The sequence below is a fragment of the Mycolicibacterium anyangense genome (genome assembly GCF_010731855.1).
GTDB classification, from domain to species: domain Bacteria; phylum Actinomycetota; class Actinomycetes; order Mycobacteriales; family Mycobacteriaceae; genus Mycobacterium; species Mycobacterium anyangense.
On record NZ_AP022620.1, the window covers coordinates 866,001 to 889,882 of the forward strand.

The 23,882-nt window shown below is 65.1% G+C and carries 22 protein-coding genes; 5 read left to right on the plus strand and 17 right to left on the minus strand.

The genetic code is table 11. The features are described 5' to 3' along the window. Positions 1 to 17: 17 nt before the first annotated feature. Complete coding sequence (locus G6N35_RS04095; protein ID WP_163803092.1) at positions 18 to 833, plus strand: mycofactocin-coupled SDR family oxidoreductase; 816 nt, start codon at positions 18 to 20, stop codon at positions 831 to 833. A 32-nt stretch (positions 834 to 865) separates the two neighbouring features. Here the strand turns inward: G6N35_RS04095 and G6N35_RS04100 are convergent, their stop codons facing one another. Continuing rightward, on the minus strand, positions 866 to 1,615 hold the full coding sequence (locus tag G6N35_RS04100) for an SDR family NAD(P)-dependent oxidoreductase (RefSeq protein WP_163803093.1): 750 nt from the start codon (positions 1,613 to 1,615) through the stop codon (positions 866 to 868). A 132-nt stretch (positions 1,616 to 1,747) separates the two neighbouring features. On the opposite strand from G6N35_RS04100, the gene G6N35_RS04105 reads away from it, so the two are divergent. Beyond that, entirely contained in the window at positions 1,748 to 2,617 is an 870-nt protein-coding gene (locus G6N35_RS04105) for a TIGR03619 family F420-dependent LLM class oxidoreductase (protein ID WP_163803094.1), read from the plus strand. Here G6N35_RS04105 and G6N35_RS04110 read toward each other — a convergent pair. The 3 genes from G6N35_RS04110 to G6N35_RS04120 form a co-directional block, all read right to left on the minus strand. After that, positions 2,614 to 3,435 carry a hotdog fold domain-containing protein gene (locus tag G6N35_RS04110; RefSeq protein WP_163803095.1) on the minus strand — a complete coding sequence of 274 codons (822 nt, stop codon included), beginning with the start codon at positions 3,433 to 3,435 and terminating at the stop codon, positions 2,614 to 2,616. The genes G6N35_RS04105 and G6N35_RS04110 overlap by 4 nt on opposite strands. An 8-nt stretch (positions 3,436 to 3,443) precedes the next feature. Continuing rightward, entirely contained in the window at positions 3,444 to 4,226 is a 783-nt protein-coding gene (locus tag G6N35_RS04115; protein WP_163803096.1) for an SDR family oxidoreductase, read from the minus strand. Between the two features lie 95 nt (positions 4,227 to 4,321). Beyond that, positions 4,322 to 5,794, minus strand: a complete 1,473-nt coding sequence (locus G6N35_RS04120) for an aldehyde dehydrogenase family protein (RefSeq protein WP_163803097.1) — start codon at positions 5,792 to 5,794, stop codon at positions 4,322 to 4,324. Positions 5,795 to 5,879: 85 nt separating this feature from the next. On the opposite strand from G6N35_RS04120, the gene G6N35_RS04125 reads away from it, so the two are divergent. Next, the gene (locus G6N35_RS04125) at positions 5,880 to 6,431 is read left to right on the plus strand and encodes a PaaI family thioesterase (protein ID WP_246224201.1); all 552 of its coding nucleotides are present in this window, start codon (positions 5,880 to 5,882) and stop codon (positions 6,429 to 6,431) included. Here G6N35_RS04125 and G6N35_RS04130 read toward each other — a convergent pair whose 3' ends face one another. The 3 genes from G6N35_RS04130 to G6N35_RS04140 are packed head-to-tail and all read right to left on the minus strand — an operon-like array spanning position 6,432 to position 11,317. Continuing rightward, entirely contained in the window at positions 6,432 to 8,516 is a 2,085-nt protein-coding gene (locus G6N35_RS04130; RefSeq protein ID WP_163803098.1) for a molybdopterin-containing oxidoreductase family protein, read from the minus strand. A gap of 11 nt (positions 8,517 to 8,527) precedes the next feature. Further along, the gene (locus G6N35_RS04135) at positions 8,528 to 10,126 is read right to left on the minus strand and encodes a GMC family oxidoreductase (protein ID WP_163803099.1); all 1,599 of its coding nucleotides are present in this window, start codon (positions 10,124 to 10,126) and stop codon (positions 8,528 to 8,530) included. Positions 10,127 to 10,129: 3 nt separating this feature from the next. Beyond that, complete coding sequence (locus G6N35_RS04140; protein WP_163803100.1) at positions 10,130 to 11,317, minus strand: thiolase family protein; 1,188 nt, start codon at positions 11,315 to 11,317, stop codon at positions 10,130 to 10,132. A gap of 132 nt (positions 11,318 to 11,449) precedes the next feature. On the opposite strand from G6N35_RS04140, the gene G6N35_RS04145 reads away from it, so the two are divergent. Both G6N35_RS04145 and G6N35_RS04150 read left to right on the plus strand, forming a co-directional pair. Further along, positions 11,450 to 12,478 carry an LLM class flavin-dependent oxidoreductase gene (locus G6N35_RS04145; protein ID WP_246224202.1) on the plus strand — a complete coding sequence of 343 codons (1,029 nt, stop codon included), beginning with the start codon at positions 11,450 to 11,452 and terminating at the stop codon, positions 12,476 to 12,478. Beyond that, positions 12,475 to 13,170 carry an SDR family NAD(P)-dependent oxidoreductase gene (locus tag G6N35_RS04150; protein ID WP_163803101.1) on the plus strand — a complete coding sequence of 232 codons (696 nt, stop codon included), beginning with the start codon at positions 12,475 to 12,477 and terminating at the stop codon, positions 13,168 to 13,170. The genes G6N35_RS04145 and G6N35_RS04150 overlap by 4 nt, the downstream gene beginning before the upstream one ends. A 14-nt stretch (positions 13,171 to 13,184) precedes the next feature. On the opposite strand, the gene G6N35_RS04155 is transcribed toward G6N35_RS04150, so the two are convergent. From G6N35_RS04155 to G6N35_RS04200, 10 genes are all read right to left on the minus strand, one after another. After that, complete coding sequence (locus G6N35_RS04155) at positions 13,185 to 14,000, minus strand: enoyl-CoA hydratase-related protein (protein ID WP_163803102.1); 816 nt, start codon at positions 13,998 to 14,000, stop codon at positions 13,185 to 13,187. Positions 14,001 to 14,008: 8 nt separating this feature from the next. After that, positions 14,009 to 14,740, minus strand: a complete 732-nt coding sequence (locus G6N35_RS04160) for a PaaI family thioesterase (protein WP_163803103.1) — start codon at positions 14,738 to 14,740, stop codon at positions 14,009 to 14,011. A 102-nt stretch (positions 14,741 to 14,842) separates the two neighbouring features. Beyond that, positions 14,843 to 15,985 carry an acyl-CoA dehydrogenase family protein gene (locus G6N35_RS04165; RefSeq protein ID WP_163803104.1) on the minus strand — a complete coding sequence of 381 codons (1,143 nt, stop codon included), beginning with the start codon at positions 15,983 to 15,985 and terminating at the stop codon, positions 14,843 to 14,845. Between the two features lie 23 nt (positions 15,986 to 16,008). Continuing rightward, a complete protein-coding gene (locus G6N35_RS04170) occupies positions 16,009 to 16,995 on the minus strand; it encodes an acyl-CoA dehydrogenase family protein (protein WP_246224203.1) in 987 nt (328 codons plus the stop codon). Further along, a complete protein-coding gene (locus tag G6N35_RS04175; protein ID WP_163803105.1) occupies positions 16,992 to 18,197 on the minus strand; it encodes an acyl-CoA dehydrogenase family protein in 1,206 nt (401 codons plus the stop codon). The genes G6N35_RS04170 and G6N35_RS04175 overlap by 4 nt, the downstream gene beginning before the upstream one ends. Before the next feature lie 70 nt (positions 18,198 to 18,267). Next, a complete protein-coding gene (locus tag G6N35_RS04180; protein ID WP_163803106.1) occupies positions 18,268 to 19,176 on the minus strand; it encodes an SDR family NAD(P)-dependent oxidoreductase in 909 nt (302 codons plus the stop codon). Between the two features lie 12 nt (positions 19,177 to 19,188). After that, the gene (locus tag G6N35_RS04185) at positions 19,189 to 20,364 is read right to left on the minus strand and encodes an acetyl-CoA hydrolase/transferase C-terminal domain-containing protein (RefSeq protein ID WP_163807459.1); all 1,176 of its coding nucleotides are present in this window, start codon (positions 20,362 to 20,364) and stop codon (positions 19,189 to 19,191) included. A gap of 19 nt (positions 20,365 to 20,383) precedes the next feature. Then, a complete protein-coding gene (locus G6N35_RS04190) occupies positions 20,384 to 21,526 on the minus strand; it encodes an acyl-CoA dehydrogenase family protein (RefSeq protein ID WP_163803107.1) in 1,143 nt (380 codons plus the stop codon). Further along, positions 21,523 to 22,680 carry an acyl-CoA dehydrogenase family protein gene (locus tag G6N35_RS04195; RefSeq protein ID WP_322790636.1) on the minus strand — a complete coding sequence of 386 codons (1,158 nt, stop codon included), beginning with the start codon at positions 22,678 to 22,680 and terminating at the stop codon, positions 21,523 to 21,525. Before G6N35_RS04195 ends, G6N35_RS04190 begins: the two co-directional genes overlap by 4 nt. A 5-nt stretch (positions 22,681 to 22,685) precedes the next feature. After that, positions 22,686 to 23,840, minus strand: coding sequence for a thiolase family protein (locus G6N35_RS04200; protein WP_163803108.1), 1,155 nt, complete (start codon positions 23,838 to 23,840; stop codon positions 22,686 to 22,688). Positions 23,841 to 23,882: the final 42 nt, after the last annotated feature.

The following is a 23,882-nucleotide window of genomic DNA, read 5'->3' on the forward strand; positions in this document are numbered from 1 at the left end:
AAGACGCGAGGATCGACATGGGATTGTTGAACGGCAAGGTCGCGTTTGTCACCGGCGTCGCGCGAGCACAGGGCCGCACCCACGCGGTGCGATTGGCGGCTGAGGGCGCGGCCATTATCGGGATCGACATCGCGGCTCCCGTCAGCGATCACAACGGTTATCCCGCCGCGACGGAATCTGATCTGGCCGAGACGGAAAAGCTACTGGCAGACGTCGGGCAGCCCTACGTCGTGGAGGCCGTGGACACTCGAGATGCCGAAGCAATGACTGCTCTGCTGGCGCGGGCCGTACCCGCACTCGGGGGCAGGCTCGATGTCGTGGTGGCCAACGCCGGCATCGTCAACTGGAATCGGTTCTGGGAGATGCCCGAGGATCAGTGGCAGTCGATGATCGACGTCAACTTGACCGGCGTGTGGAAGACCATGAAAGCTGCTGTGCCGCACATGCTGGAGGCGGGCAACGGTGGTTCGATCATCGCGACGAGCTCGGTGGCGGGCATAAAATCGCTTCCCGCGCAGGCGCATTACAGTGCTGCCAAGCACGGGGTGGTCGGTTTGGTGAAGTCCGCGGCGATCGAGCTGGGCGAATATGGGATCCGGGTCAACACCATTCACCCCTGGGGGGTGAACACGCCGATGACCCAGGACACCAGGATGCAAGAGGTCCTCGGAGCTCATCCCCATTACCTCGTGTCATTCGGATCCATGCTGCCGCAGCTGCCGATCGCTGAGCCGGATGACATCTCGGATGCGGTGGTCTGGTTGGCGTCAGACCTTTCCCGCACCGTCACCGGTGCACAGATCCCGGTGGATATGGGTGCGACCAAGGTCTGATCGGATCCTCATGCTCACCGGCCGGCCACCGATCAGCCGCCACCGGTGAGCATGATGGTCTGACCGGTGATGTAGCGCTGGTCATCGGAGACCAGTGCGGCCACCGCACAACCGATATCGGTCTCCGCGTCACCCATGCGGCGCAACGGAATCATGTTCAACTGGCTCTGATAGCGCTCGGGATGCTGCTCACGGAACTCGAGCGAAGCCGGCGTCTCGGCTGCCGGAACGACGACGTTGACCCGTATTCCATCCGGGCCCCACTCTCGAGAGGCGACGCGGGACAGCCCGCGAATACCCTCCTTCGCCATCGCATACGCCCCGAATCCTCGGTTGCCGACGATCGCGGTCTGCGAGCCGAGGTTGACGATGGACCCGCCCTTGCGGGCAGCCATGTGCGGGTAGGCAGCTTGCATTCCGTAGAGTGTGGCCAACGTTCCAGTGCGGTAGGTGATTTCGACATCCTCATCGGTGATGTCGACGATCTTTCCCTGCGCGGGTGTTTGGGCGTTGTTGACCAGGATGTCCAATCCGCCGAAGTGCTCTACTGTTCGGGAGATCGCTGAGGTGAATTCGCCGCGATCGCCCACGTCGCACTGCACGGCGATGGCTGATACGCCCGGGAGCGCCTGGACTTCGGCGGCTACCGACTCGCACTTCGACAGCGTACGGCCCAGTAACGCCAGGTGCGCGCCTTCCTTGGCCATCGCGATCGCGATCCCGCGCCCCACTCCCTGGCCGGCACCCGTGATCACCGCGATCTTGCCATCGAGCTTACCCATTCCAGCACCTTCCAGCAGTGAGCGAAAAACGTTGCAATTGAGCACAAGTCGATCAGATTGACCCTGAAACCAACTTTACAAGGTAATGTCGACGGTGTCATTCACTTGAGGAGCAGCGTGAAAATCGGATTGATGACAACCCCTTGGGAACATCCCGCGGACGTGGCCCGGGTGGCCCAGTCTGCCGAAGTCCGCGGTATCGAGTCGATCTGGGTCGGGGAGCACAGTCATCTGCCGGTTGCTACCGAACACGCCTTCAGTGCCGACACCCCGGAATTCTATCGTCGGTTGCCCGACCCCTACGTCACGTTGGCCGCCGTCGCTACCGTCACCACCACGATCAGGATCGGGACAGCCATATCGCTTCCCGCTGAGCATGATCCGCTGCCGCTCGCCAAGACCCTGGCCACATTGGACCTGCTGTCGGGCGGTCGGTTCGAGTGGGGAACGGGCTACGGATGGAACCGATTGGAGCTGGTCAATCGAGGCGTCGATCCCAGACACCGAATGTCCCGGTACGCCGAGGTGGTACGCGCGGTTCGCGATCTCTGGACATGCGAAATCGCCAGTGCCAAAGGCGATCATGTTCGGTTCAGCGAGAGCTGGTCGTGGCCCAAGCCGGTCCAGCAGCCACACCCGCCGATACTCCTGGGATGCCGCGCGGCGCCGCGAGCTTTCGGACAACTCGCAGCGTTCTGCGACGGCTGGATGCCCTCACTGACCCAGGCGGGGGAGGGGCTCGAAGCTGACGTCGCGGAGTTGCGCAACGCCTGGGATGCCGCAGGGCGGGTTGGCGCACCCCGAATCACCCTGATCGACAGCGGATTCTGGGCGGACATCGACATGGATAAGTTCTATCGACGGATCACCAGGTTGTCCGAGCTTGTTCCGCGACTGGCCGATCTCGGTGCAGAGCGGTTGATCGTCGGGATGCCGATGTTCCGCCTCGATGATGTCGAGCAGAAACTGGACGTCATCGCCGGACTCGTGCCCCGGAGTTAGAGGCGACGCACTCGCAACGTCGCGGTCGCGATCAGTTCGCCGTTGGGCGTGTCCTGAACGAGGTCCGATCGGATCAAGATGGTCGGTCCGTTCTGGCTGAGTATGCGCCCGCTGGCGCGCAGCGGTCCAGTCTTGCCGGCGCGGACGAGTCGCGCACTCAGTGACTCCACTTCGACCCCGGCGGCGGCAGTCCCGACGGCCGCGAGGGCGGCCGCTTCCAGCGTCACGAGGATCGGTCCGTGATGCAAGACCGGGCCGCCCAGCTTCGGCGATATCTCGGCAATGGTGAATTCCGTCCCATCAGCAACGGCGCCATAGGCGGTGTGCAGTGGTGGGAGGGTGCCGGTGTCGGGAACTCCTGGCCCGGGGTCGACGTAGTCGAAACCCGTTGCGGTCGGCCTGATCACAGTCCAGTCCGCGGTTCCGAAGCCAACCGTCGTATCGGGATCATCGGAGTCGACGAACCGGCACTCGGTGAACACCTGGCTGCGGGCCGCACGGGTCATCGACCCGTGTACCCCCAAGGTGGTCACCCCACGCGCGCCACCGACGAGGTTGATGTGCACGTGCGTCAACGCGAGTTGCCAGTGGCGGTCTATCGCGATGCCGGCGGTATCCAGCATGGCGATGGCGGCCGGCGCAGCCAATAGTGAGCCATTCGGGCGCATGTCGCTTCTCAGCGGCATACGCCCGGTGGCGTCGAATCCGTCGTGCAGCACCGAACGGCAGCCCAGATACCGGTAGCTGACCAGCTCGGCCAGGCTCTTCGCCCAGACCCCGTAGATCGCGGCCTGGTCGGTGTCTCCTGCTGCGGTCATGTCAGTGCCTAACGCGGTTGGAAGCGCTGAGCGCCGTCGAGGCGCAGCACTTCACCATTGACGTAGTGATTGCCCAGCAGGAAGCGGGCTGCGTCGGCGAACTCCGCGGGTTCACCCAACCGCTTGGGGAACGGGACACTCGCCGAGAATGCGGCCAGCGCCTCCTCGCCGACAGAGGCCATCATCGGGGTCAGCATGGTGCCAGGAGCGATGCTGTTGATCCGGATGCCCGCGGAGCTCAGATCGCGCGCCACGGCCAGGGTCAGGCCGATGATGCCCGCCTTGGCTGCGGCATAGGACGCCTGCCCGATCTGTCCCTCGTACCCCGCGATCGACGCCGTCATGACCAGTGCACCGCGTTCCCCATCGGCTGGATCGTTCGCCGCGATGGCCGAGGCGGCCAGCCGGACCACGTTGTAGGTGGCGGTGAGGTAGATGTCGATGATGCTGGTGAATCCCTCGATGCTGGCCGGGCTGCCGTCGCGGTTGACAGTGCGCTCCGGCTTGCCGCCCAGCCCGCCGTGCGCGATGACGGCATACCGCAAAGTGCCCAGCTGCGCGGCTGCGTTGATGGCGGCGGTGACGCTGTCGGGATCGGTGACGTCGGTGTGGGCGAATACCGCGCCCTGGCCCAGTTCCTCGGCCAGGGCCTTGCCCTTGTCGTCGTTGACGTCCGCGATCACCACGCCGAGCCCCTCGGCGTGTAGACGGCGTACGGTCGCCTGGCCGAGACCACCGGTGCCGCCGGTGACCAGAGCGACCGAGCCGGTGGGGAATTCTGTTGCTGTCATGAATCTCTCTATCTAGTCAGACGTGGAGTCGGCCCACCCCTGGGGAGGGGTGAGCCGACCACGTGGTGTCGAGGATGACCGATACCGCTGGCGCTTTACTTGCCAGGTGTCGAAATAGTCTTGACCTGCAGGTACTCCCGGAATCCTTCGATCCCGTGCTCGACGCCAAGGCCGCTGATACCCCACCCGCCGAAGGGGCTGTCGGCGCCGAGGTAGAACGAGGCGCCGATGTTGACCGTACCGGCCCGCAGCTTGTTTGCGACCCGGCGTGCCCGGTCCTCATCAGAGGATTGAATGTAGGAGGACAACCCATAGCGGGTGTTGTTGGCGATCCGCACCGCCTCGTCATCGTCGCCTTCGTAACGAATCACCGACAGGACGGGTCCGAACACCTCGGTTTGGGCGATCTCGGCGTCCGGTGCGACGTCGACGATCAGCGTCGGCTTGTACCAGTTGGCTTTGCCATTGACCTCGCCGCGCTCGCCACCGACGAGGATCCTGGCGCCGGCCTCGCGTGCGCGGGCGACCAGTCCCTCCATCCGGACCAGTTGCTCCTGCCGAATGATCGGACCGACTATGGTGCCGGGATCGGTCGGATCGCCCCACGGAATCATCCCGATGATCGCCTGAAGGCGTGCCACGACATCGTCGTAGACATCGGCGTGCACGATTGCGCGGGTGCCTAGCGCGCAGCCCTGTCCGCTGCTGGTCATGCACATCATGGTGGCCATACCGCAGGCCTGATCCAGGTCCGCGTCGGGCAGGATGATATTGGCGGACTTGCCGCCTAATTCCAGGACCACCTTGCGGATGCCATTCGCGGCACGCTCCATGATGCGCTGGCCCACGCCCGGTGAACCGGTGAAGTGGAACAGATCGATCCGCGGATCCGCAGTCATCGCGTCGCCGACGATGCCCTTGTCGGCGGAGCTGAGTGTGTTGAAGACGCCAGCTGGGATGTCTGTCTTCTCCGCGGCGATCTGTGCCATTTTCGCAGCGGTCAACGGTGTGTCCGGGGCGCTCTTGAGGACGACGGTGTTCCCCGTCGACATCGCATGGGTGACCTTCCAGATCGCGGTCATGAACGGCGCGTTCCACGGTGTGATCGCCCCGACGACACCGTAAGGCTGGTAGCGCACAGTCCGATCGCTGACCATCCCGAGCACCGTGTTGGGGCCCAGTTCGCGCTCCCATTCGAACGAGGTGGTCAGCTCGTTCCAGAAATCCATGCCGTCGATCATGAAGTCGACGTGAGTGGAGTGAATTCCCTTGGGAACACCGGATTCGGCAGTCAGGATGTCGCTGAACTCTGCCGCCTCTTCCCGCATCGCGGCCTGGAACTGCTCCAGACAATGCCGACGGAACTTGTGGTCGGTGCCCCAATCGGTGTCGTCGAAGGCTCGGCGGGCCGCGGTCACGGCATCGTCGACATCTTCGGGTCCCGCGTCGGCGGCCTGGGCCACCACCTGGTCGGTAGCGGGGTTGAGGATGTCATACCGCTTGCCGGACTTGGCTTCGCGGAATTCTCCATCGATGAACAAGCGGCCTTCGAGATCGGCTGACGGCATGTGTGCGACCTTTTCTGCGTAAGGGACTGGCTGGTAGTGGCGCCCGACTGGGCGCGAGAAATGACGTCGCTTACACTGTAACGTGATGGCTAACACAGTTCAACAATCTGACGGATTACCTGAGCGGCCGGCGTCATTGCAGCACGTCGATCCCACGTCGCCGCTGTATGTCGTCACATCTGACACGGGCGTCACGCTGTGCGGTGGCTGCCGTGCGGCGGCCCGTTGCAGGATGGGTCTGATGGCCGAGACCCTGCGTGATGATGGCGTCGTCTTCAGCGAGTTGTCCTGCCCGCGCAAAGACGAGGGTGGACGTAACGTGGCCCACGGCGGCTGGACCGCTGGCGTCCTCGACGAACTGGTAGGACACACGCTGTTGCTACGTGGCGAGTTCGCCGTCACCGGCACCTTGACGGTGGTGTTCCACAAGCCGGTTCCCGTCGAGGTGCCGCTGATAGCTGAGACTCATGTGCTGCGCCGCGAGGGCAGACGTGTCTTTGTCTCCGCCGAGCTGAGGTTGGCTGAGACCCGCACCATCCTCGCCAGCGCTGAAGCGACGATGGTGAAGCGCCCAGAAGACCACTTCGACCGACATGACAAGTGGCTGGCCGAGGAGTTGAAGAGGCCAGCGGACTGATCAGGCCGGCTCGACAGTTACCCAGGTCTCGTTGAACGCGGACATCAGCGACAACGGGTCTTCCTCGTTGGCGGCGGTCAAGAGATTGCGATTCACTCCGACCACGTCGGGCTCGGCTCGTCCCGCCGGGTCAAACACCCTTGATCCCCAGCCATGTTCGACGACAACAACTCCCGGGCGAGGAGCATCGGTGACCACGGCAGTCAACTCGATAGATCCCACTGCAGACCGGACTCGCACGCGGTCGCCATCGACGATACCGAGACGAGCGGCATCGTCGTGATGCAACTCGGCGCGATTGCTTGCGACGATCTTGCGCGGGCCGGGCAGTTCGTTCAGGAATGAGTTCATCGAACTGAGTCGACGGCGGTTTCCCAATTGCAGTGCCAGGCCGGCCGGCGCAGCGGAGGGCTCGGTGGCCAACTGCCGACGCAGCTCGTCGACGAACCGCGACGGTGCCAGATTGATCCGGTGATCCGGGGTGCGCAGCATTGCGTGCGCGTTCCCGTACTCGCGGGGGCCCACGACCATGCCGTGTGGATGGTCAAGGAGTTCCTGCCAGGTGGCGTGACCAGCCCGCTCGAAGGCGGCCCGGCAAGCATCCATCAACGAGAATGGCTGTCCGGCTAGGTAACCGGGCAATCCCATTGCTACTCCCAGGCCGTGGAAGAAGTCGGTCTCCGGCAGGATCGAATCGGGCGGATCAACGGCGTGCGGGGTGAACTGGACGAAGGGGACATCGGTGGTCATGGACGCGAACGGGGCGAACTCGTCGCGCTCCAGCCAGTGCGTGCCGGGGATCAACCAGTGCGCATGTCGGTGACTCTCCCGCTGCACGATGTCGACGGCCACCAGCAACTCCAGCTCGGCGAGTGCCGCGTCGAGTTGCTCACCTTGCGGGCCGGCCACTACCGGGTTTCCGCTCTGGATGAACAGCCCGCGCAACTGGCCAGGACCGGGAGTGCGGATCTCACCCGGAAGTTCGGCAATGGAGAAACAACCTTCGATGGCGGGACGGCCGGCAATCCGTGACAGCGGGGGATTGTGATCGTAGGCCGGAAGTTTGGGAGTGATCGCGCCGCGTTGGAAGTGGCGGCCACCGCGGATGTCCCAGTTACCGGTGATGACTGTCAGAACTTCGGTCAGCCAGAGTGCCAGTGTGCCGCGACTGGTTTGGGACACTCCGGTACGGGTGAGGGCGATCGCACTGCGGGCGGTGGCGAACCGCACTGCGACGTTCTCGATAACGGCAACAGTCAGCCCAGCGCGCCGTGCCAGATCGTCGAGATCGGCGCGAGCAACGAGTTTTTCGATGGCATCGAAGCCGACCTCGGCCGCACACGCTTCGGCATCGTGTAGACCCTGCTCGATGATCACCTTGACGATGCCGAGCAGCAGTGCCCAGTCCTGTCCCGGTGCCACGGCCAGGTGCTGGGTGGCGGCCGCCGCGGTCTGGGTTCGGTACGGGTCGACCACAATGAGATCGGCGCCCTCGTCGACGCGAGTGAGCACTCGGCGCCAGCCGTCCGGGACCGAGCTGATCCACACCAGCTTGCTCTCGGCGGGATTGGTTCCGATGAACAGAAAGCAGTCGCAGTTGTCGACGTCGGGAATCATCGGAATCATGGTCACGCCGAACATTTCGCCACACACGACCGCTTTGGCGTTGGTGTCGACCGAGCCCCAGTTGTACACGCTGCGACTGCCCAGCGCCCGCATGAATTGGGTAAGGGCGCCCAGCGAACCTGGGTCATAACCTGCCGGGTTGCCGTAATAGCAGCCCACCGCGTCGGGGGAGTCGTGGCTGATGATGCTCGACAACGACGCACCGATCTCGGCCCAGGCCTCCTCGTAGCTGGTGGCGACATAGTGGTCACCCACGCGGCGCATCGGGGTTGTGATACGTCGCGGATGCTCGACGAGTTGATGAGCTGTTCGTCCCTTGACGCAGAAGTCGCGCCACGAGCACGGATTCTGTTTATCGGGACCGATCCGGACCACGCGATTGTCGGCGACTGTGACCGCCAATCCGCAACGCGCACCACAGATCCGGCAATTCGTGAAGACTTCAGTGGGTTCACTCATCACAATCGGCCTCACCGTTCCGCGAGAATGAGGTCGGCCGCTCGCCAGGCCATCGCCATGGCTGGACCGTTGAGGTTGCCCGAAACCATCGTCGGCATCACCGAGCAGTCCATGATGCGCAGGTCATGCACCCCGCGCACTCGGAGCTGGGAGTCCACCACATCGGAGTCGGCGGGGCCCATGGCGCAGGTGCCGATCGCGTGGTAGCCGCAATAGCCCTGATCGAGTGCGGCGTCAATGATGGCGTCGTCAGTGGTGACATCGATTCCCGGACGCGTCTCGGCGACGATCTCGTCGGCGATCGGAGATTGCTCGAAGATGTTGCGCAACGTGCGGAACAGTCCTGATGCGATCCGTCGGTCATGTTCGGTATCAAAGAAATTCGGGTTGATGTCCAACTCCGAGTCCGGGTCTGACGAGGTGATGTTGACGAACCCTTCGCTGTCTGGGCGCAGGATGAAGCCGATTGCCTGAATTCCGGGCGCGTGTTCCACGCCGACGTCTTCGCCGGGTTCGAACGGTTTGGCCGAGAACGGGGCCATCAGCAGCTGGGCGTCGGGCCGCTGCAGATCGGGGTTGGTCTTGAAGAACCCGAGTACGTCGTAGGCCGAGGTGGCCATCGGTCCCTTGTGGGTGAGTAGGTAGCGGGCTCCGCTCTTGGCCTGTGCGAAGGGAGTGGCGAGATCGCGGTTGTAACCGATATCGCGGGAGAGTCGGTATTGAACGGCAACGCAACGATGCTCCCGCATGCGTTGGCCGACATTGGGACTGTCGACGCGTACTTCGACACCGGCGTCTCGCAGCACCTCTGCCGGGCCGATGCCCGACTGTTGCAGGAGTTTTGGAGTAGCAATGCTGCCGAGGGAGAGGATGACCTCGGTTGCGGTGAAGGTTACCGGACCGGACTTGTTGCGGCCCGACACTCCGACAGCCTTATCGCCCTCGAATTCCACTCTGGTGATGGTGGTATCGGTGAGTACCGTCAAGTTGGCCCGATCACGAATGGGGCGCAGGAAGGCCCAGGCGGCGCTGACCCGGCGTCCGTTCTTGATCGTTCGTGTCGCCGGACCGACCCGGGGGGCGTCGGATTCATTGAGGTCACGTGTCGCCGCCATGCCGAGTCGGCTGGCCGAGTCGATGAATTGCCAGCAGAGTTCGGGCACGTCGTTGTCGACCGACACGTCCAGAGGGCCGCCGACGCCGCGCAACTCACCGGGGCCGAGTTCGTGATTCTCCATCTGTCGATAGATCGGCAGGATGTCGGCCCAGCCCCATTGCGGGTTGCCCAACTCGACCATCGCGTCGTAGTCGGCGGCGTTTCCGCGGTTGTAGACCATGCCGTTGATCGCACTGGACCCGCCGAGCATGCGTCCGCGGGTCCACTGCTCCACCAGTCGGGACGGACCGATGGGACGGACCGGGAAGTGCCACGCCAGGGTGGGGTGTCCCACGAGCTTGCCGAAGCCCTTGGGGATGCGGATCAGTGGATTGCGGTCCTTGGCGCCGGCTTCGATCAGCAGAACCCGATTGCGCGGGTCGGCGCTGAGCCGATTTGCGAGCACGCAGCCGGCCGAACCCGCGCCGACGATCACATAGTCGAATTGTGCCATGGCTCAGGCGACTTCGATGACGAGTGCGAAACCCATTCCGCCACCCGCGCACATCGACAGCACGCCGATTCCGCCGCCCCGCCGGCGCAGTTCGTAGATGGCCGAGGTGACCATGCGGGCACCGGACGCGGCAATCGGATGCCCAAGGCTGATACCGGAGCCATACACGTTGACCAGCTCCTCATCGAGGCCCAATTGGCGGGTGCAGGCGATCGCCTGCGCGGCGAATGCCTCGTTGATCTCGAACAGCGCGACATCGCTCAGCGTGCGCCCGGCGCGTTCGAGCGCCTTGGGGATGGCGTAGATCGGGCCGCTACCGGTGCGCTTCGGCTCGACGCCGGCCGCGGCCCAGGACAGCACCGACGCCAGCGGATCGGAGGTGGTTCCCGGCGCGGCCAGGGCCACCACCGCCGCAGCGTCATTGATCCCTGAGGAGTTGCCGGCTGTAACGGTGAAGCCCTCGATCTCGGGGTGCAGCACCTTCAAACCGCTGAGAATCTCGATGGAACTGTCTCGCCGCGGATGCTCGTCGATGCTGAACATCGCCGCGGAACCGTCGGCCTGGGGCACCGAGATCGGGATGATCTCGTCGAGGAATGAACCCGAATCGATAGCCTTGACGGCGCGTTGGTGACTGCGCAACGACCACTCGTCCTGCTCCTGGCGGGAGATGCCGTACTCCACGGCACAGTTGTGGGCCACGGTGATCGACATGTCCACCGCAGGTGCATCCGCGGTCGGGCGATGCGAGTTCGGGAACCAGGGTTCGTAGTCCTCGGCGGATTTGCCGGTGGTGAAGGGCCGTCGCTTACGCAGCAGCGGGCTTGTCGAGATGGATTCCATGCCGCCGGCCAGCACCACACGATTCATCCCGGCGGCAATGTCACCGGCGCCGAAGGCGATCGCCGACAGGCTCGATGCGCACTGACGGTTGACCGCGATACCGGGCACGGCAGTCATCCCCAGATCGACGGCGATGTGCCGGGCGGTATCGCCGCCGCCCTGGAGTACCTCGGCCAGTACGAAATCGTCGACATCAGCCGCATCGACCCCCGAGCGCTCGACAACGGCTTGGACCACCGGTTTGGCAAGCTCGTCAGCCGGCATATTCGCCAGCGTTCCGCGCCGTGCGGTGCCGATCGCGGTGCGGGCGGCTGCGATGATGGACGCCTTGGGTGTTCCCGATGCCATGTTCAACTCCTGGTTTCGCCTCGCGCCTTGCGCTTTGGGAAGTAATGGTTAGATCATATATCGGATTCGGGCAATGTTGGAAGAGCGCCCGCCCGGTCGGGCGGTGGCCACCGTTTTGGAAAGGTAGTGCTCATGGTGGAGGCGACAGGAGCTGCGGGGCCGCAGTCCCGGCCGATCAGCGTCGGTGTCTACTTCGATCTGCGTAATCCCCAACAGTGGCGACAGGACCCGGCTCGGCTGTACGGCTTCACGCTGGAAGCCTGTGAAGAGGCCGAGCGTCTCGGTGCCGATTCGATCTGGTTTTCCGAGCACCATCTTTTCGATGACGACTACCTGGCCAGTCCACTGACTTTCGCGGCGGCGGCCGCAGCGCGGACGACCAGGGTGCGCCTGGGTACTGCCATTGTCATCGCGCCATTGCACCACCCTGCTGAACTGGCTGAGCAGTGTGCGGTGGTCGACCTGGTGTCCAATGGACGACTCGACCTGGGCCTTGGAACCGGATACCGCGTACCGGAGTTCGACCTCTACGACACGACTTTGGAACGCAAGTACGGACGCACCGATGGCACCGCACGGCGGCTGCGCGAACTGTGGGGGCCGGGTGGGGTGCGACCCGCTCCCGTTCAAGATCCGCCCCCGATCTGGATGGGGTACCAAGGGCCCAAGGGTGCCCGGCGGGCGGGGCTGCTGGGTGAAGGCCTCTTGAGTTCCGACGGGGCGCTGTGGGAACCGTATTCGTCCGGGCTGGCGGAGGCCGGACACCCGGTGGAATCCGGCCGAATGGCGGGCGCGCTGCAGGCGTGGGCTTCCGAGGATCCCGAACGAGACTGGGCCGTGGTGTCCGAGCATCTGGCTCACCAGTTGAACTCCTACCGCGCGCACATGGTGGAAGGCACCGATGCTCCGACGCCCAAGCCGGTCGACGTGAACAGACTCGTCAACAGTGATCGCCCGGGACCGCTTGGCTCATTCACCTACGGCACGCCGGAGTTCGTGGTCGATGCGGCACGCGGGAAGATCGGATCGGCACCAGTCGAGACCGTCTTCTTCTGGGCGTCGGTCGGCGGCATGTCCGAAGAGATGGTGATGCGCAACATCAACACCATTTGCACCCGGGTGAAACCGCTGCTCGCTGGCGCCGAGGCGGTTGCCCGATGACTACATCACATGTGCTCATCGTCGGTGCGGGTACTGGCTTGAGCCTGTCGACAGCGCGTCGATTCGGGCGCGAGGGCTGGACCGTTCACTTGATGGCCAGGTCCCCGGAGCGCCTTGGGGGGCTGGCCGAGTCGCTGGCCGCCGAGGGCGTGGCTGTACGTACCCACATCGGTGATGTCACCGACCATTCAGGCTTGAGCACCGTGGTGGCGGCGATCGACGATGCCACACCACTGGATGCCTGCATCTTCCAGCCGCGCGGTTCCGAGGACATGGTGGATGTGTTACAGGCCAGCGTCGACAACGTGCGACCGCACCTGGAGATGCTGGTGCTCGGGGCAGTAGCAGTGGGATCGGTGCTGGGCCCGCGGATGGTGGAACGCCGCCGTGGCAGCTTGGTGTTCGTCGGCGGCGGTTCAGCCCGAACGCCGTTGCGGTTCTTCGGCAATCTCGGCATGGCGATGGCCGGATTGCGCAACTACGCCCTCATGCTGGCCTCGGCGCTGGCCAAGGCGGACGCGCACGCGGCGTTCTACACCGCGGCCGGCATGATCGGGGCAGAAGGGGCGGTACAACCCGGACAGCTCGATCCTGTGCTCATGGCGGAGCGGATGTACACCCTGGTCTCCCAGCGTGACGGCAAGGAGGTTCTGATGACTCCTGACGGTGAAGTGGTGCCCAGCGGCAGGTAGACCCGCCGCATTAGTCAGTCGCCCAGTAGGGAGTCGGGGTCGAAATCCGCAGCAAGGGAAGCGAAGTGCGGGGTACGGCGCTGCAGGAAAGAGTCGACACCTTCGCGGCAGTCCGGCCCCGCAGCCAGCGCAGTCAAGGCCAGATCGGCACGGTCGTAGGTCGCCTCGAAATCGCTGACCATATCCCTGTGAACCTGGCGTTTGATCACGGCCATGGCTGTGGGTGAGCACTCGGCGGCCAGCATCTGCGCATACTGCCGAGCGTCGCTGAGCAACTTCTCCGGTGTGCTGAGTCGGCTCACGACACCGAGGGACAGTGCCTCCTCGGCGTCGAAAGTCCGGCCCGACAAGAGCAGATCTAAAGCGCGTTCAGGACCGATCAGCCGGGGGAGTAACCAGCTGATGCCACGCTCGGCGGGCAGTCCGCGGCGCGCGAACGAGGTCGCGAATCGAATTCCATGCGCGGCGAACCGCAGGTCGCACTGCAGTGCCAGCACCACACCGACTCCGGCGCAGGCTCCGTTGATCGCTGCAATCATCGGCTTACGTACGTCAAGGGGGCGGTGAAATGGCCGGCGGGCGCTGAGGTCCAACGGCTTACCGGCAGCTGCATCCATCCGCCCCGAATCCACTCCAGGACAGAAAGTTTTTCCGGCGCCGGTCACCACGATGGCCCGCACGGTCTCATCGGCCTCCGCATCATCGAGTGCCTGGAAGTAGGCGTTCTCAAGGTCGGCATTCCAGCCGTTGCGCTGTTCGGGGCGATTCCACGTCAGTGTGAGGACACCGTCGGCGAAGTCCCGACGTACAAGTTCGTCCCTTGCTGCCATGGGTTGCTTCACCTCTCCGGCTCGGAATTGGTGGCGACATAGGTGGCGTCGAGGCTCAAGGCGACGCGCCCGTCGGGCGAAAGGAGTTCCGCACGCCCGACCGCCAACGTTCGACCGCGATGCAGAATTGTTGCCCGGCCGCTGATGTCATTACCGTGAGCAGGTATTGACCGGGTGAAGACCGCGCGCACGTCAGCCAGCCGATACCCACTGCCCGCGGCGTTTTCCAGGGCCGCATCCAAGAATCGGACTCCGATCAGTGTGCCCAGACCGCCATGCAGATTCCGGTAGAGATTCGCCAGTGCGGTGTCCGCGCGGAAGCTCCCGCACACACCCTCGGGGGTGCTCGCCTCGATACGGATGCGCAGCAGTTCGTCCAGGTGCGCTGCGCCGGCTTTCACGTCCAACGCTGAATCGTACAGTGTCGTGTGCTCGGGCCGCGGGACGAGCACCCCGCCCAAGGTGGCGTAGGCCAAGATGAGCCCGGCCGTATCGGCGATCGTTGCCTCACCCAATCCGAACGTTTGGTCTACTGTGCGCGGCGCGGCAGTGCAGTGTGCTGTCACCAATTCACGCGGCAGTCGTCTCGGGAACTCCAGGTGCAGGTGTGTGGTGACCATGCCAGTGTCGAAGCCGGCTCCGGACATGACTGCCAACCCGAGACAGCCGTCCGCGACGGCGGCCAGGACGGCGGGGTTCAGGGCGCCGTCGCTACGGCGGAGGTGCGGTCCAACGGTCATGGCCGCGGTGATTCGACCGTCCTCGGCGACGGGGTCGTGCAGACCAGCTGTTATCCAGGCTGGAATGCGAAATCCACGCAAGGGACCCGAGGCCATCGCCCCTCAGAAGCCCATCGCGCGGCCCATGAGATCCTTCATGATCTCCGTGGTGCCGGCGTAGAGCCGCTGCACCCGGGAGTCCCGCCACAGGCGTGCGATCTCGTATTCGTTGATGTAGCCGTAGCCGCCGTGCAACTGCAGGCAGCGATCCAGGATTTCCCACTGCACTTCAGAGGTCCACCACTTCAGACCGGCAGCATCCTGGTCGCTCAGCGACCCGTTGTTGACGGCCAGAACACACTGATCCAGATAGCATTGCGCCGCGTCGAGTTTTGTCTGCATCTCGACAATGGCATGTCGATTGACCTGGAAGGTTCCGATGGGCTGGCCGAAGGCGGTTCGTTCCATGGCGTAGGTCTTGGTCAGCTCGAGTGCTCGGCGTGCCATCGGGAGCGCATAGCAGGCCACGCCGACCCGTTCGGCGGGCAGGTGCGAGACCAGGTGGTAGAAGCCGCGATTGAGTTCACCGACCAGGTTCTCCTTCGGGACCCGCACGTCCTCGAAGAACAGTTCGGCGGTGTCGGCGGAGTGCTGGCCGATCTTGTCGAGTTTGCGACCCCGGGTGAAACCGGGCATGCCGTCCTCGATCATCAACAAGCTGATGCCCTTGCGGCCCGCGGACGGATCGGTCTTCACCGCGGCCAGGACGAGCGAGGACAGCAAGCCGTTGCTGATGAATGTCTTCTGCCCGTTGACGATCCAGGCATCTCCATCGTCCCGGGCAGTGGTCTTGATACCGGCAAGGTCGGACCCGGCGGCGGGTTCGGACATCGCAATCGAACCGATGTACTCCCCGGAAATGAACTTCGGCAGCCAACGCTGCTTCTGTTCTTCGGTGGTCAGGTGGTTGAGATAGGTGACCAGGATGTCGTTCTGCACTCCCAAGCCGATTCCGACTGATCCGCTGGCGAACATCTCCTCGGACAGGATCTGGTTGAACCGGAAGTCGTCGATGCCCAGACCGCCGTACTCGGCCGGTAGCGCCCAACCGATCAGCCCGTGTTCGCCGGCCGCAAGCCACGCTTCCCGGCTGGCCTTGCCGTCCTTCTCCCATTTGTCGGCGTAGGGTGCGCATTCCTTGTCGAAGAAGGCTCGTGCAGTGGCACGGAATTCTTCGTGGATCGGTTCGAAAATGTTGGGGCGCATATCGTCTCTCTCTCTTGAGGGTCTCAGCGGCTGGAAGCGATTGCCATCGGCAATCCGAGGTCGGCCGGGTAGGAATCGAACAGTCGGCGGGCTATCTGACTCTCGAGCTGGGCGGGTGACCCGCACAGCACGTTGAGCTGGAACCCGCGGCGTACGTATCGATGCAGATCGTGCTCGGCGGTCAGCCCGATAGCCCCGCACACCTGGAGCGCGACGTCCGAGGCGGCCCGATGGGCTCGGCCCGCGGTTGCCTTCGCGGCGTGGGCGCCCATCGGCCCGCCGTACCGCCACGCCTCGCTCAGCAGCGCCCGCGCGCCTTCGACAGTGGCGAATGCGTGCGCCAAGGAGTGCCGTGGAGATTGCAGGGCGCCGATGTGGTTCCCGAATTGCTTTCTCACGCTGAGGTGTTCGGCAGCGAGCCGGATCACCTGGTCAGCAAGGGCAATGATCTCGGTCGCCACGGCACGCTGCGCCGCGGCGAGGGCGCGGGTCCACTGTGCGCCGATATCGGACGACGCCGCAGTGGTGGTGCTGCCCATCGCGCGTAGGTGTGTCCACTGCACGGTTGGGTCGAATGTGTCCGCGGCGTGGGCTGCGAGGTCATCGACATCGACGACAGAGGCGACGACTCCATCCTCGGTCTGTAGCGGGACCACCACGGTGCCGACTGCCGGGCCCAGGATCACGCCCCGGGCCCGCTCCGGTGGTGTGCTCGGATCAGAACCGGGCGCCGGTAGCAGCACGGCACTCGCCTCGCGCAGCTCTTTGGGAAGTTCGGCGAGCATCACTCGGTACAGGCAGTCCGTTTGCGCCAGCGAACGTCCCTGGGCGCGGAAGAGCAACTCCTCGGCCTCGACCGGGTACTCCTGCTCGATCTCGGCGAATCCCAACTCGGCGAGCTGGCTGTCGATGGCCGCGTAGGAATCGGTGGGCAGCTGATCGAACAGGCCGAAGACGGCCTCCTCCACCAGCTTCCACTCGGCATTGGTGTTCATCCCTGCCGTCGTCACCGCTTCTCCTTGGGTAGTCCGAGCAGATGGTCGGCGATGATGCCGCGCTGCACTTCCGCGGTTCCGCCCATGACGGTCGCGGCCCTGGAGTACCACCACTCGGCTCGGGCGAGGTTACGTTCGGCGGTGTGGTCGTCGTCGAGACCGCCGTTGAACAGCCAGTCCTGGCGGATCTCGAAGAGAAGGTCGAATGTCTCACGCTCGGCGTGGGAGGCGAGTAGTTTGTCGACGCTGCTGGCCGGTCCGACGTGGACACCGGCTGCCAGTGCGCGGACCGTGCCCGCGCATCGGGCCTGTGCGGCGGCGACGTTGAGATAGGTGCGAGCGAATCGGTCCCGTTCGGCTTGGGTCGAGCCGTTCGCAATCATCTCGACGCGTAGCCGGCCAAGCTCGGTCAAGGCCTTGGTCAGCGACGCGTAACCGTACATGCCGCGTTCGAACTGCATCAGGAACATGACCACCGACCAGCCCCCGTCGATATCACCGATCACTCGGTCAGGCCCGACGTGGACGTCGTCGAAGAACACCTCGGCGAGTTCTTCACGCCCGCTGGCCAGTGCGATCGGACGAACGGTGACACCCGGTGCATCCGCCTCCACCATGAAGGTCGTCAGGCCTCGGTGCCGGGATTCCGGCGAACCGGTCCTGGCCAGCACCAGAAACCTGGAGGCGCCGGGGCCCTGGCTGGTCCAGATCTTCTGCCCGCTGATCACGTATCCGCCGTCGCTGTCGGTGACTGCCTTGGTACGCAGTGTCGCAAGGTCACTTCCGGCCTCGGGCTCGGAGAAGCACTGCCCCCACCACTGCGACCCGTCCAGATACTTCGGCAGATGTTGCTGGGCCAGCGTGGGCGCGATGTCCAGCAGAACCGGGGCCAGCACCTCGAGGGTCCACTGCTGGGCGGGAACCGGCAACATGGCGTAGGCGAGTTCCTCGTAGTACACGGCCCGGTGCAGCACGTCACCGCCGAGTCCGCCCGCCGCAACGGGCCACCCGTAGCGGTTCCAGCCGGCCGCGAACAGTCGCTGCAGAACAACGGCGTCGTGCCGCATGCCCTCGGCGGTCGAGGTGTTCGGCCGCCGCCATTCGTCAGCCCAATCGATGCCGGCGAGGTAGTTGCGGAACGCTTCTCGGTAGGCCGTCACATCATCGGCGTAGCGGCCTGGGGAGCCGACGACGGTGTCGGCGGTCGGTGCGGTCACGATCGACCCCTTTTCTACCGGGATGGTCTATAAACCGTTGAATGAGTTAACCATATGGACAACGGTATTGCTAACGTGGAAGTGGCCCGGCGAGCCCGCGCGGCAGGGTGTCCCACAGCCAGCTTGCGGCCCTGCCGATCTCGTCGAATTCCAGAGATTCGCCGTTGCTGGCGAGATAGCGTCCCGGCGCTTCGGTGAATCCGGTGATGCGACTGAGCGTGGCACCGTTGACCCGGAGGATCTGGCCGGTGAGCCACCCCGATTCCGCGGACTGCAACCAGGCCACCACCGCCGAACTGCGGGCCGGGTCCAAGGCGGGATCCTGGGCGCGCTCCCCGGCAAAGAAATCCGCACTGATCCGGGTGACCGCCAGCGGTGAGATGGCGTTGGCGGTGACGCCGAAACGCTGCCCCTCCATCGCCGTCACCACCGTCAGGTTGGCGATCGCGGCCTTGGCGGCGCCGTAGGCGCCCTGCCCGTAGTTGCCCCACAGGCCGGCGCCGGACACCGTGTTGACGATCCGACCGCCGATGACATTGCCGCCCTTGGCTTCCGAGCGCCAGTACTCGCAGGCGTGTTTGGACACGGCGAATGTGCCTTTGAGGTGAACCGCCATCACCGCATCCCATTCGGCTTCGGTGGCGTTGACGACGGTGGCGTCCCGCACGATGCCGGCGTTGTTCACCACACCGGTCAAGGTGCCGAACTCGGAGACCGCGGTAGCGACCATATCCGCGGTATCGGCCCAGTTGGAGACAGAGCCGGTGTGGGCGACCGCGCGCCCACCCGCGGCGACGATTTCCGCGACGACGTCGAAAGCGGGTCCGGCGCCGTCACCGACCTGTCCGTCCTTGCCCACGCCCGGGTCGTTCACGACCACAGCGGCGCCCTGGCGCGCGAGCTCGAGACAGTGCGCGCGGCCGATGCCGCGGCCGCCGCCGGTCACCAGTACGACGCGACCGTCAAGTGGTTTGGACATCGGGATGTCTCCTCAGCTGTCGAACAATCGGGTGATGGATGCGCGGCGGGCCGGCCAATCGAGGCCGCGAAGATCCGCCGCACCGGATTCGGTAACGATGATGTCGACGTCATGGGCCGGTGTGGACGCCGGGCGGCTCAACGCCTCGACCAGCGGGGAGCGATCGTTGATTCGGGACTGGACTGCGATGATCGACAGGCCGTCGCGGCTGGCCCTGGCGGCTGCGCAGAAGTCGGGATGGCCCCCGATTCCGCCGACAATCTTCTCGCCGGCGCCTTCACAGTTGATCTGACCTACCGGGTCGATCTCGATCGCCGTGTTCACCGCGATGAATGCCCGGTCCCGCAGCCGACTGATGTCGTGGGTGTATCCGATGCCGCGCAGGATCGACCGGCCGTCGGCCCAGCGGTAGAGGTCTGCGCTGCCCAGCAGGTAGGTGGCCGACGGCTCGCCAAGCAGAAGCCCCCGCCGTTCGAGTTCCATGACGCCATCGGTGAGCAGGCCGGTCTCGATGTGCACCGGCACCGATACCCTCTGCAGCAGCGCGGTACCCAGTTGACCCGGTCCGTACTGCAGGCTGGCCCCGGCCGGGACGTACCGAAGCACATTATCGGCCAGCGCATCATGGATTGGCTGCGGCGCTCGTCCGGGAACCTCGAGGGGACCGCGCGATGTGTGCCCGACGACGCGCAGCGCCCCGGCATCGATACCGAGTGCATCTGCGGCGCCCGCATGCTCGTCGACGACAGCAAGCACGGTAACCCCGTCATCGACCAGGGATCGCTGCCACGATACCTCCGTGCAGAATCGAAATATGCCGTCCCGCAGAGCAACCCGGGTCACGAGCGCATCCGGTCGCAGCACTGTGTGGAGGAGCGACTGGATGCCGGTGAGTGCCGTCGGAACAAAGCGCGTGCCAGGGCTCTTGAGGACCGCACGCATGCCCCAACCCGGCATCAACGCCACGACATCGGCAAATGCCGTTACGTCGAGCTCGGTCACGGCACCGGGCACCCAGCCCAGGATCAGCCGTACTCCGCCGATGCGATGGGCGGCCTCGGTCAACACCGCTCCGACGGACGAGCCGTCGTCGAGGGTGGTGAGGGTCCCGACGCCGTCACCCAGGGCGATGGTCCCGCCCTGCGGAACTGCCGCGCACAGCGCGGCAGTCAGGTCTGCTGCGGTGATCACCGCGACGATCGGCCGGTCACCGCCGGTCCTTGGGCAGGCCGAGGAGCCGCTCGGCCAAGATGTTGCGCTGGATCTCGCTGGTGCCGCCGAGGATCGTCTGCGCCCGGCCGACCAGCATGGCACGGATCAACTCACTGGATTCGGGTGTGGCACAGGCGTCGGTGCCGAGCACGTCGGTGGCCATGTCGCCGAGGTCGCGGTCGGTCTCCGACGTCATCAACTTCAACACCGAGAACGCCGGTGCGGTCAGGTCGCCGCCGGCCACCGCGCGTTGCCAGGTGGAGCGCAGCAACCACATTCTGGTCCACAGCTTGATCAATGACCGTCTGGTCACCGGGTCCAGCCGGTCGCGCTGCGCCGCCGCGGCACTCATCTGCTCGAGCAGCTTGAACATCGACACGGCCTGTGAGCCCAGCGTCAGACGCTCACGCCCCAATGTGAGCATGGCGATCGTCCAGCCCTGTCCGGGCTCACCGACGATGGCTTCGGGTCCAAGTTGCACGTCATCGAGGAACACCTCGTTGAACTTGCATTCCCCGTCGATCTGGCGGAGGGGGCGGACGGTCACACCGGGGGCGTCCATCGGTACCACGAACATCGACAGACCACGGTGGCTGTCGGCTCCCGTACGGGCCAACAGCAGCCCGTACTGAGCCGAATTCGCTGCCGAGCTCCAGACCTTCTGGCCGTTGATCTTCCAGCCGCCGTCGACAGGCTCGGCCTTGGTGCGAACGCCGGCGAGATCCGAGCCCGCGCCCGGTTCGGAGAACAGCTGGGTCCAGATGTGATCGCCGAGGCGGATCGGCTCGAGGTAGGTACGCTTCTGTTCGGCGCTGCCGTAGGCAATGAGTACCGGCCCGACCAGATCGATAGCGGTGATACCGAGTTGACGGGGGACACCTGCGCGAGCGCACTCCTCGGCGAACACCGCCTGTAGAGCCACCGAAGCATCCGCGCCGCCATGCTCGACAGGCCAGTGCAAGCATGTATAGCCCTGTGCAGCAAGGTATTTGTGCCACTCCCGGCCGGGGCCGACGTCATCGGGTGTCGGTGTCGGGCCGTAGTTTCGCAGCCCGGCGGGACGGGGCGCGTTGGCGAGGAACTCGCGGATCTCCGCTCGGCGAGCGGCGATGTCCTCGTCAGCCACAATGGCTGTCACGTCGTTGCCTCCTGAGTCAGAGCCGCGGCGTCGACGCCTGCGACCGTCGCCAGCACATCGAAGTGGGCGCCCGGTGATCCGAACAGCACTTCGTCGGTTCGGGCGCGCTTGAGGTACAGATGTGCGGCGTCTTCCCAGGTGAAGCCGATGCCGCCGTGGATCTGGATATTGGTGTGCGTGGCATCGCGAAGCGCTTCGGAACAGACCGCCTTGGCCATGCTCGCCGACCACGTCGCCTCGTCGCTACCCGCGTCCACGCGGTCGAGGGCGGCTTGGGCGGCGGAGCGGGACCATTCCAGATCGACCAGCATGTCCGCGCACTTGTGCTTGATCGCCTGGAAACTTCCGATGGGACGCCCGAATTGGTGACGGGTGCGGGCATACTCGGCGGCGATGTCGACCACCCGCTCGAGGGCTCCCACCTGTTCGGCCGCCAGCACCGCCAGAGTGCGGTCGACATTGCGATGGATGATGGGTTGGGCGTCGCCGGTACCGAGTCGAACTGCTGCGGCGCCGGTGAATTCGATGGTTGCCATCGGGCGGGTGCCGTCGAGGGTGTCTTCGGCCCGCTGGTGCACCTCGGAATCGCTCGCCTGGACGAAGAACAACCCGATGTCGCTGCCGACGGCCGCCGCCACCACGAAGTGGTCGGCTGCGGCTCCGTGCAGGACGTGGCGGGCTGTGCCGCGCACCGTCCAAGCGTCGCCTGCCACGCCGGCGCTGATCGCTACCGAGGCGGCTGACCACATGCCGTTGTCCGCGGTGAGGATGGTGGTTGCCGTGCGCGAGCCCGATGCCAGCGGTTCCAGGATGTCATCGAGCAGAGCTGGTGGCGCGGCGTCGAGCAGTAACCCAGTGGTCAGCACGTAGGAGATGAACGGGACGGGCGCCAGTACCCGGCCGAGTTCGTGGGCCACCGCAGCCAGTGCGTCGGCACCGTAGCCTGCCCCGCCATACTCTTCCGGCAAGGCGATCGCGCCAACGCCGATCTGCTCGCACAGGGCACGCCACAGCTCGGCATCGAAACCTCGTTGCGGCTCTTCGTTATCCACAGCGACCGCACGAAGACGATCGTCGGTGAGCATGCGCTCGCACACCGCCCGAACGGATGCCGCCAAGTCGGCCCGCTCGTCCGCCGAAAGATGTAGCACCATGCGGCTCAACGGGACAGAATGGCGACCGCGCCACTGCCCGGCGAACCGTACAGCTGGGCAAGCCCCACCGTGGGGCTGTTGGGAACCTGCCGGTCACCGGCGCTGCCCCGGAGCTGCTGCACCAACTCGTAGACCTGACGAAGCCCGGACGCGCCGACCGGCTCACCGTTGGCCAGCAAGCCGCCGTCGGTATTGATCGGGATCCGGCCACCGATCTCGGTGTCGCCGTTGGCCAGCATGGCCTCCTGCTCGCCGTCCTTGCAGAGTCCGGTCTCGGCCATGTGGATGATCTCCGAACCGGAATCGGTGTCCTGCAGCTGCGCGACGTCCACATCCTCGGGTCCGATACCGGCCTGCTCGTAGACGGCCGCCGCCGCTGCCGCGGTGGCGCCCGGCACGATCGGTGTCTCGATGGAGGTGCGCAGCAGTTCGAAGGCGCCGTCCTGACGGCTACGAATTGCGCTGGCACGGATGTAGATCGGGGTATCGGTGTACTTCTTGGCGTCTTCGGCCCGGCACACGACGACGGCGGCCGCACCCTCGTTGGGGTTGCAGTACATGAACTGGCGCAGCGGGTAATTGACCATCGGTGACTCGGCGATGGCCTCGAATGCCATCGGCTTGCGGCGCCACGCGTGCGGCGCGAGCGCACCGTTGTTGAAGTTCTTGACCGCCACTCGCGCCAGGGTGTCCTCGCTGATGCCATGGTCGTGCATGTAGCGGTTGATCTTGTGGCCGAAGTAGTGGGTGGTCAGAAACATCCCCTGGTCGCCGTACCACTGCGGCAGACCGGCGACTGCGGGCTCGGCCCCGAACGAGCCGCGCGGGTGCTTGTCGAGCCCGACGCCGACAGCGATCTCGGCCTGGCCCAGTAGTACCTCGCGTGCCGCCAGCGTCAGCAACGAGTTTCCGGTAGCGCAGCCGCTCAGGGTGGCTCGCGCTGGGATTCCCGTCATGCCGGCCAGCCCGGTGATCGCTTCGGGGTTGGCGACTTCGAGGCTGCCGGCGAACAAGCTGCCGATCCGGTTCCAGGGGACACCGGCGTCCTTGAGTGCACGGTGGATCGCCACCGCACCCATCTCCAGGGCGGACCGATCGGGGTAGCGGCCGAACGGATGGATCCCGACGCCGATGATGGCGATCTCAGGTGTGGTGCTCATCGAATTCCTTCCCGTGCCGGCGCTTTCATGACAAGCCGGCGT

Coding starts and splice junctions, on each gene's coding strand:
- G6N35_RS04095 (WP_163803092.1), top strand. CDS start 18: ATGGGATTGTTGAACGGCAAGGTCGCGTTTGTCACCGGCGTCGCGCGA.
- G6N35_RS04100 (WP_163803093.1), bottom strand. CDS start 1,615: ATGGGTAAGCTCGATGGCAAGATCGCGGTGATCACGGGTGCCGGCCAG.
- G6N35_RS04105 (WP_163803094.1), top strand. CDS start 1,748: ATGACAACCCCTTGGGAACATCCCGCGGACGTGGCCCGGGTGGCCCAG.
- G6N35_RS04110 (WP_163803095.1), bottom strand. CDS start 3,435: ATGACCGCAGCAGGAGACACCGACCAGGCCGCGATCTACGGGGTCTGG.
- G6N35_RS04115 (WP_163803096.1), bottom strand. CDS start 4,226: ATGACAGCAACAGAATTCCCCACCGGCTCGGTCGCTCTGGTCACCGGC.
- G6N35_RS04120 (WP_163803097.1), bottom strand. CDS start 5,794: ATGCCGTCAGCCGATCTCGAAGGCCGCTTGTTCATCGATGGAGAATTC.
- G6N35_RS04125 (WP_246224201.1), top strand. CDS start 5,880: ATGGCTAACACAGTTCAACAATCTGACGGATTACCTGAGCGGCCGGCG.
- G6N35_RS04130 (WP_163803098.1), bottom strand. CDS start 8,516: ATGAGTGAACCCACTGAAGTCTTCACGAATTGCCGGATCTGTGGTGCG.
- G6N35_RS04135 (WP_163803099.1), bottom strand. CDS start 10,126: ATGGCACAATTCGACTATGTGATCGTCGGCGCGGGTTCGGCCGGCTGC.
- G6N35_RS04140 (WP_163803100.1), bottom strand. CDS start 11,317: ATGGCATCGGGAACACCCAAGGCGTCCATCATCGCAGCCGCCCGCACC.
- G6N35_RS04145 (WP_246224202.1), top strand. CDS start 11,450: ATGGTGGAGGCGACAGGAGCTGCGGGGCCGCAGTCCCGGCCGATCAGC.
- G6N35_RS04150 (WP_163803101.1), top strand. CDS start 12,475: ATGACTACATCACATGTGCTCATCGTCGGTGCGGGTACTGGCTTGAGC.
- G6N35_RS04155 (WP_163803102.1), bottom strand. CDS start 14,000: ATGGCAGCAAGGGACGAACTTGTACGTCGGGACTTCGCCGACGGTGTC.
- G6N35_RS04160 (WP_163803103.1), bottom strand. CDS start 14,740: ATGACCGTTGGACCGCACCTCCGCCGTAGCGACGGCGCCCTGAACCCC.
- G6N35_RS04165 (WP_163803104.1), bottom strand. CDS start 15,985: ATGCGCCCCAACATTTTCGAACCGATCCACGAAGAATTCCGTGCCACT.
- G6N35_RS04180 (WP_163803106.1), bottom strand. CDS start 19,176: ATGTCCAAACCACTTGACGGTCGCGTCGTACTGGTGACCGGCGGCGGC.
- G6N35_RS04195 (WP_322790636.1), bottom strand. CDS start 22,680: ATGGTGCTACATCTTTCGGCGGACGAGCGGGCCGACTTGGCGGCATCC.
- G6N35_RS04200 (WP_163803108.1), bottom strand. CDS start 23,840: ATGAGCACCACACCTGAGATCGCCATCATCGGCGTCGGGATCCATCCG.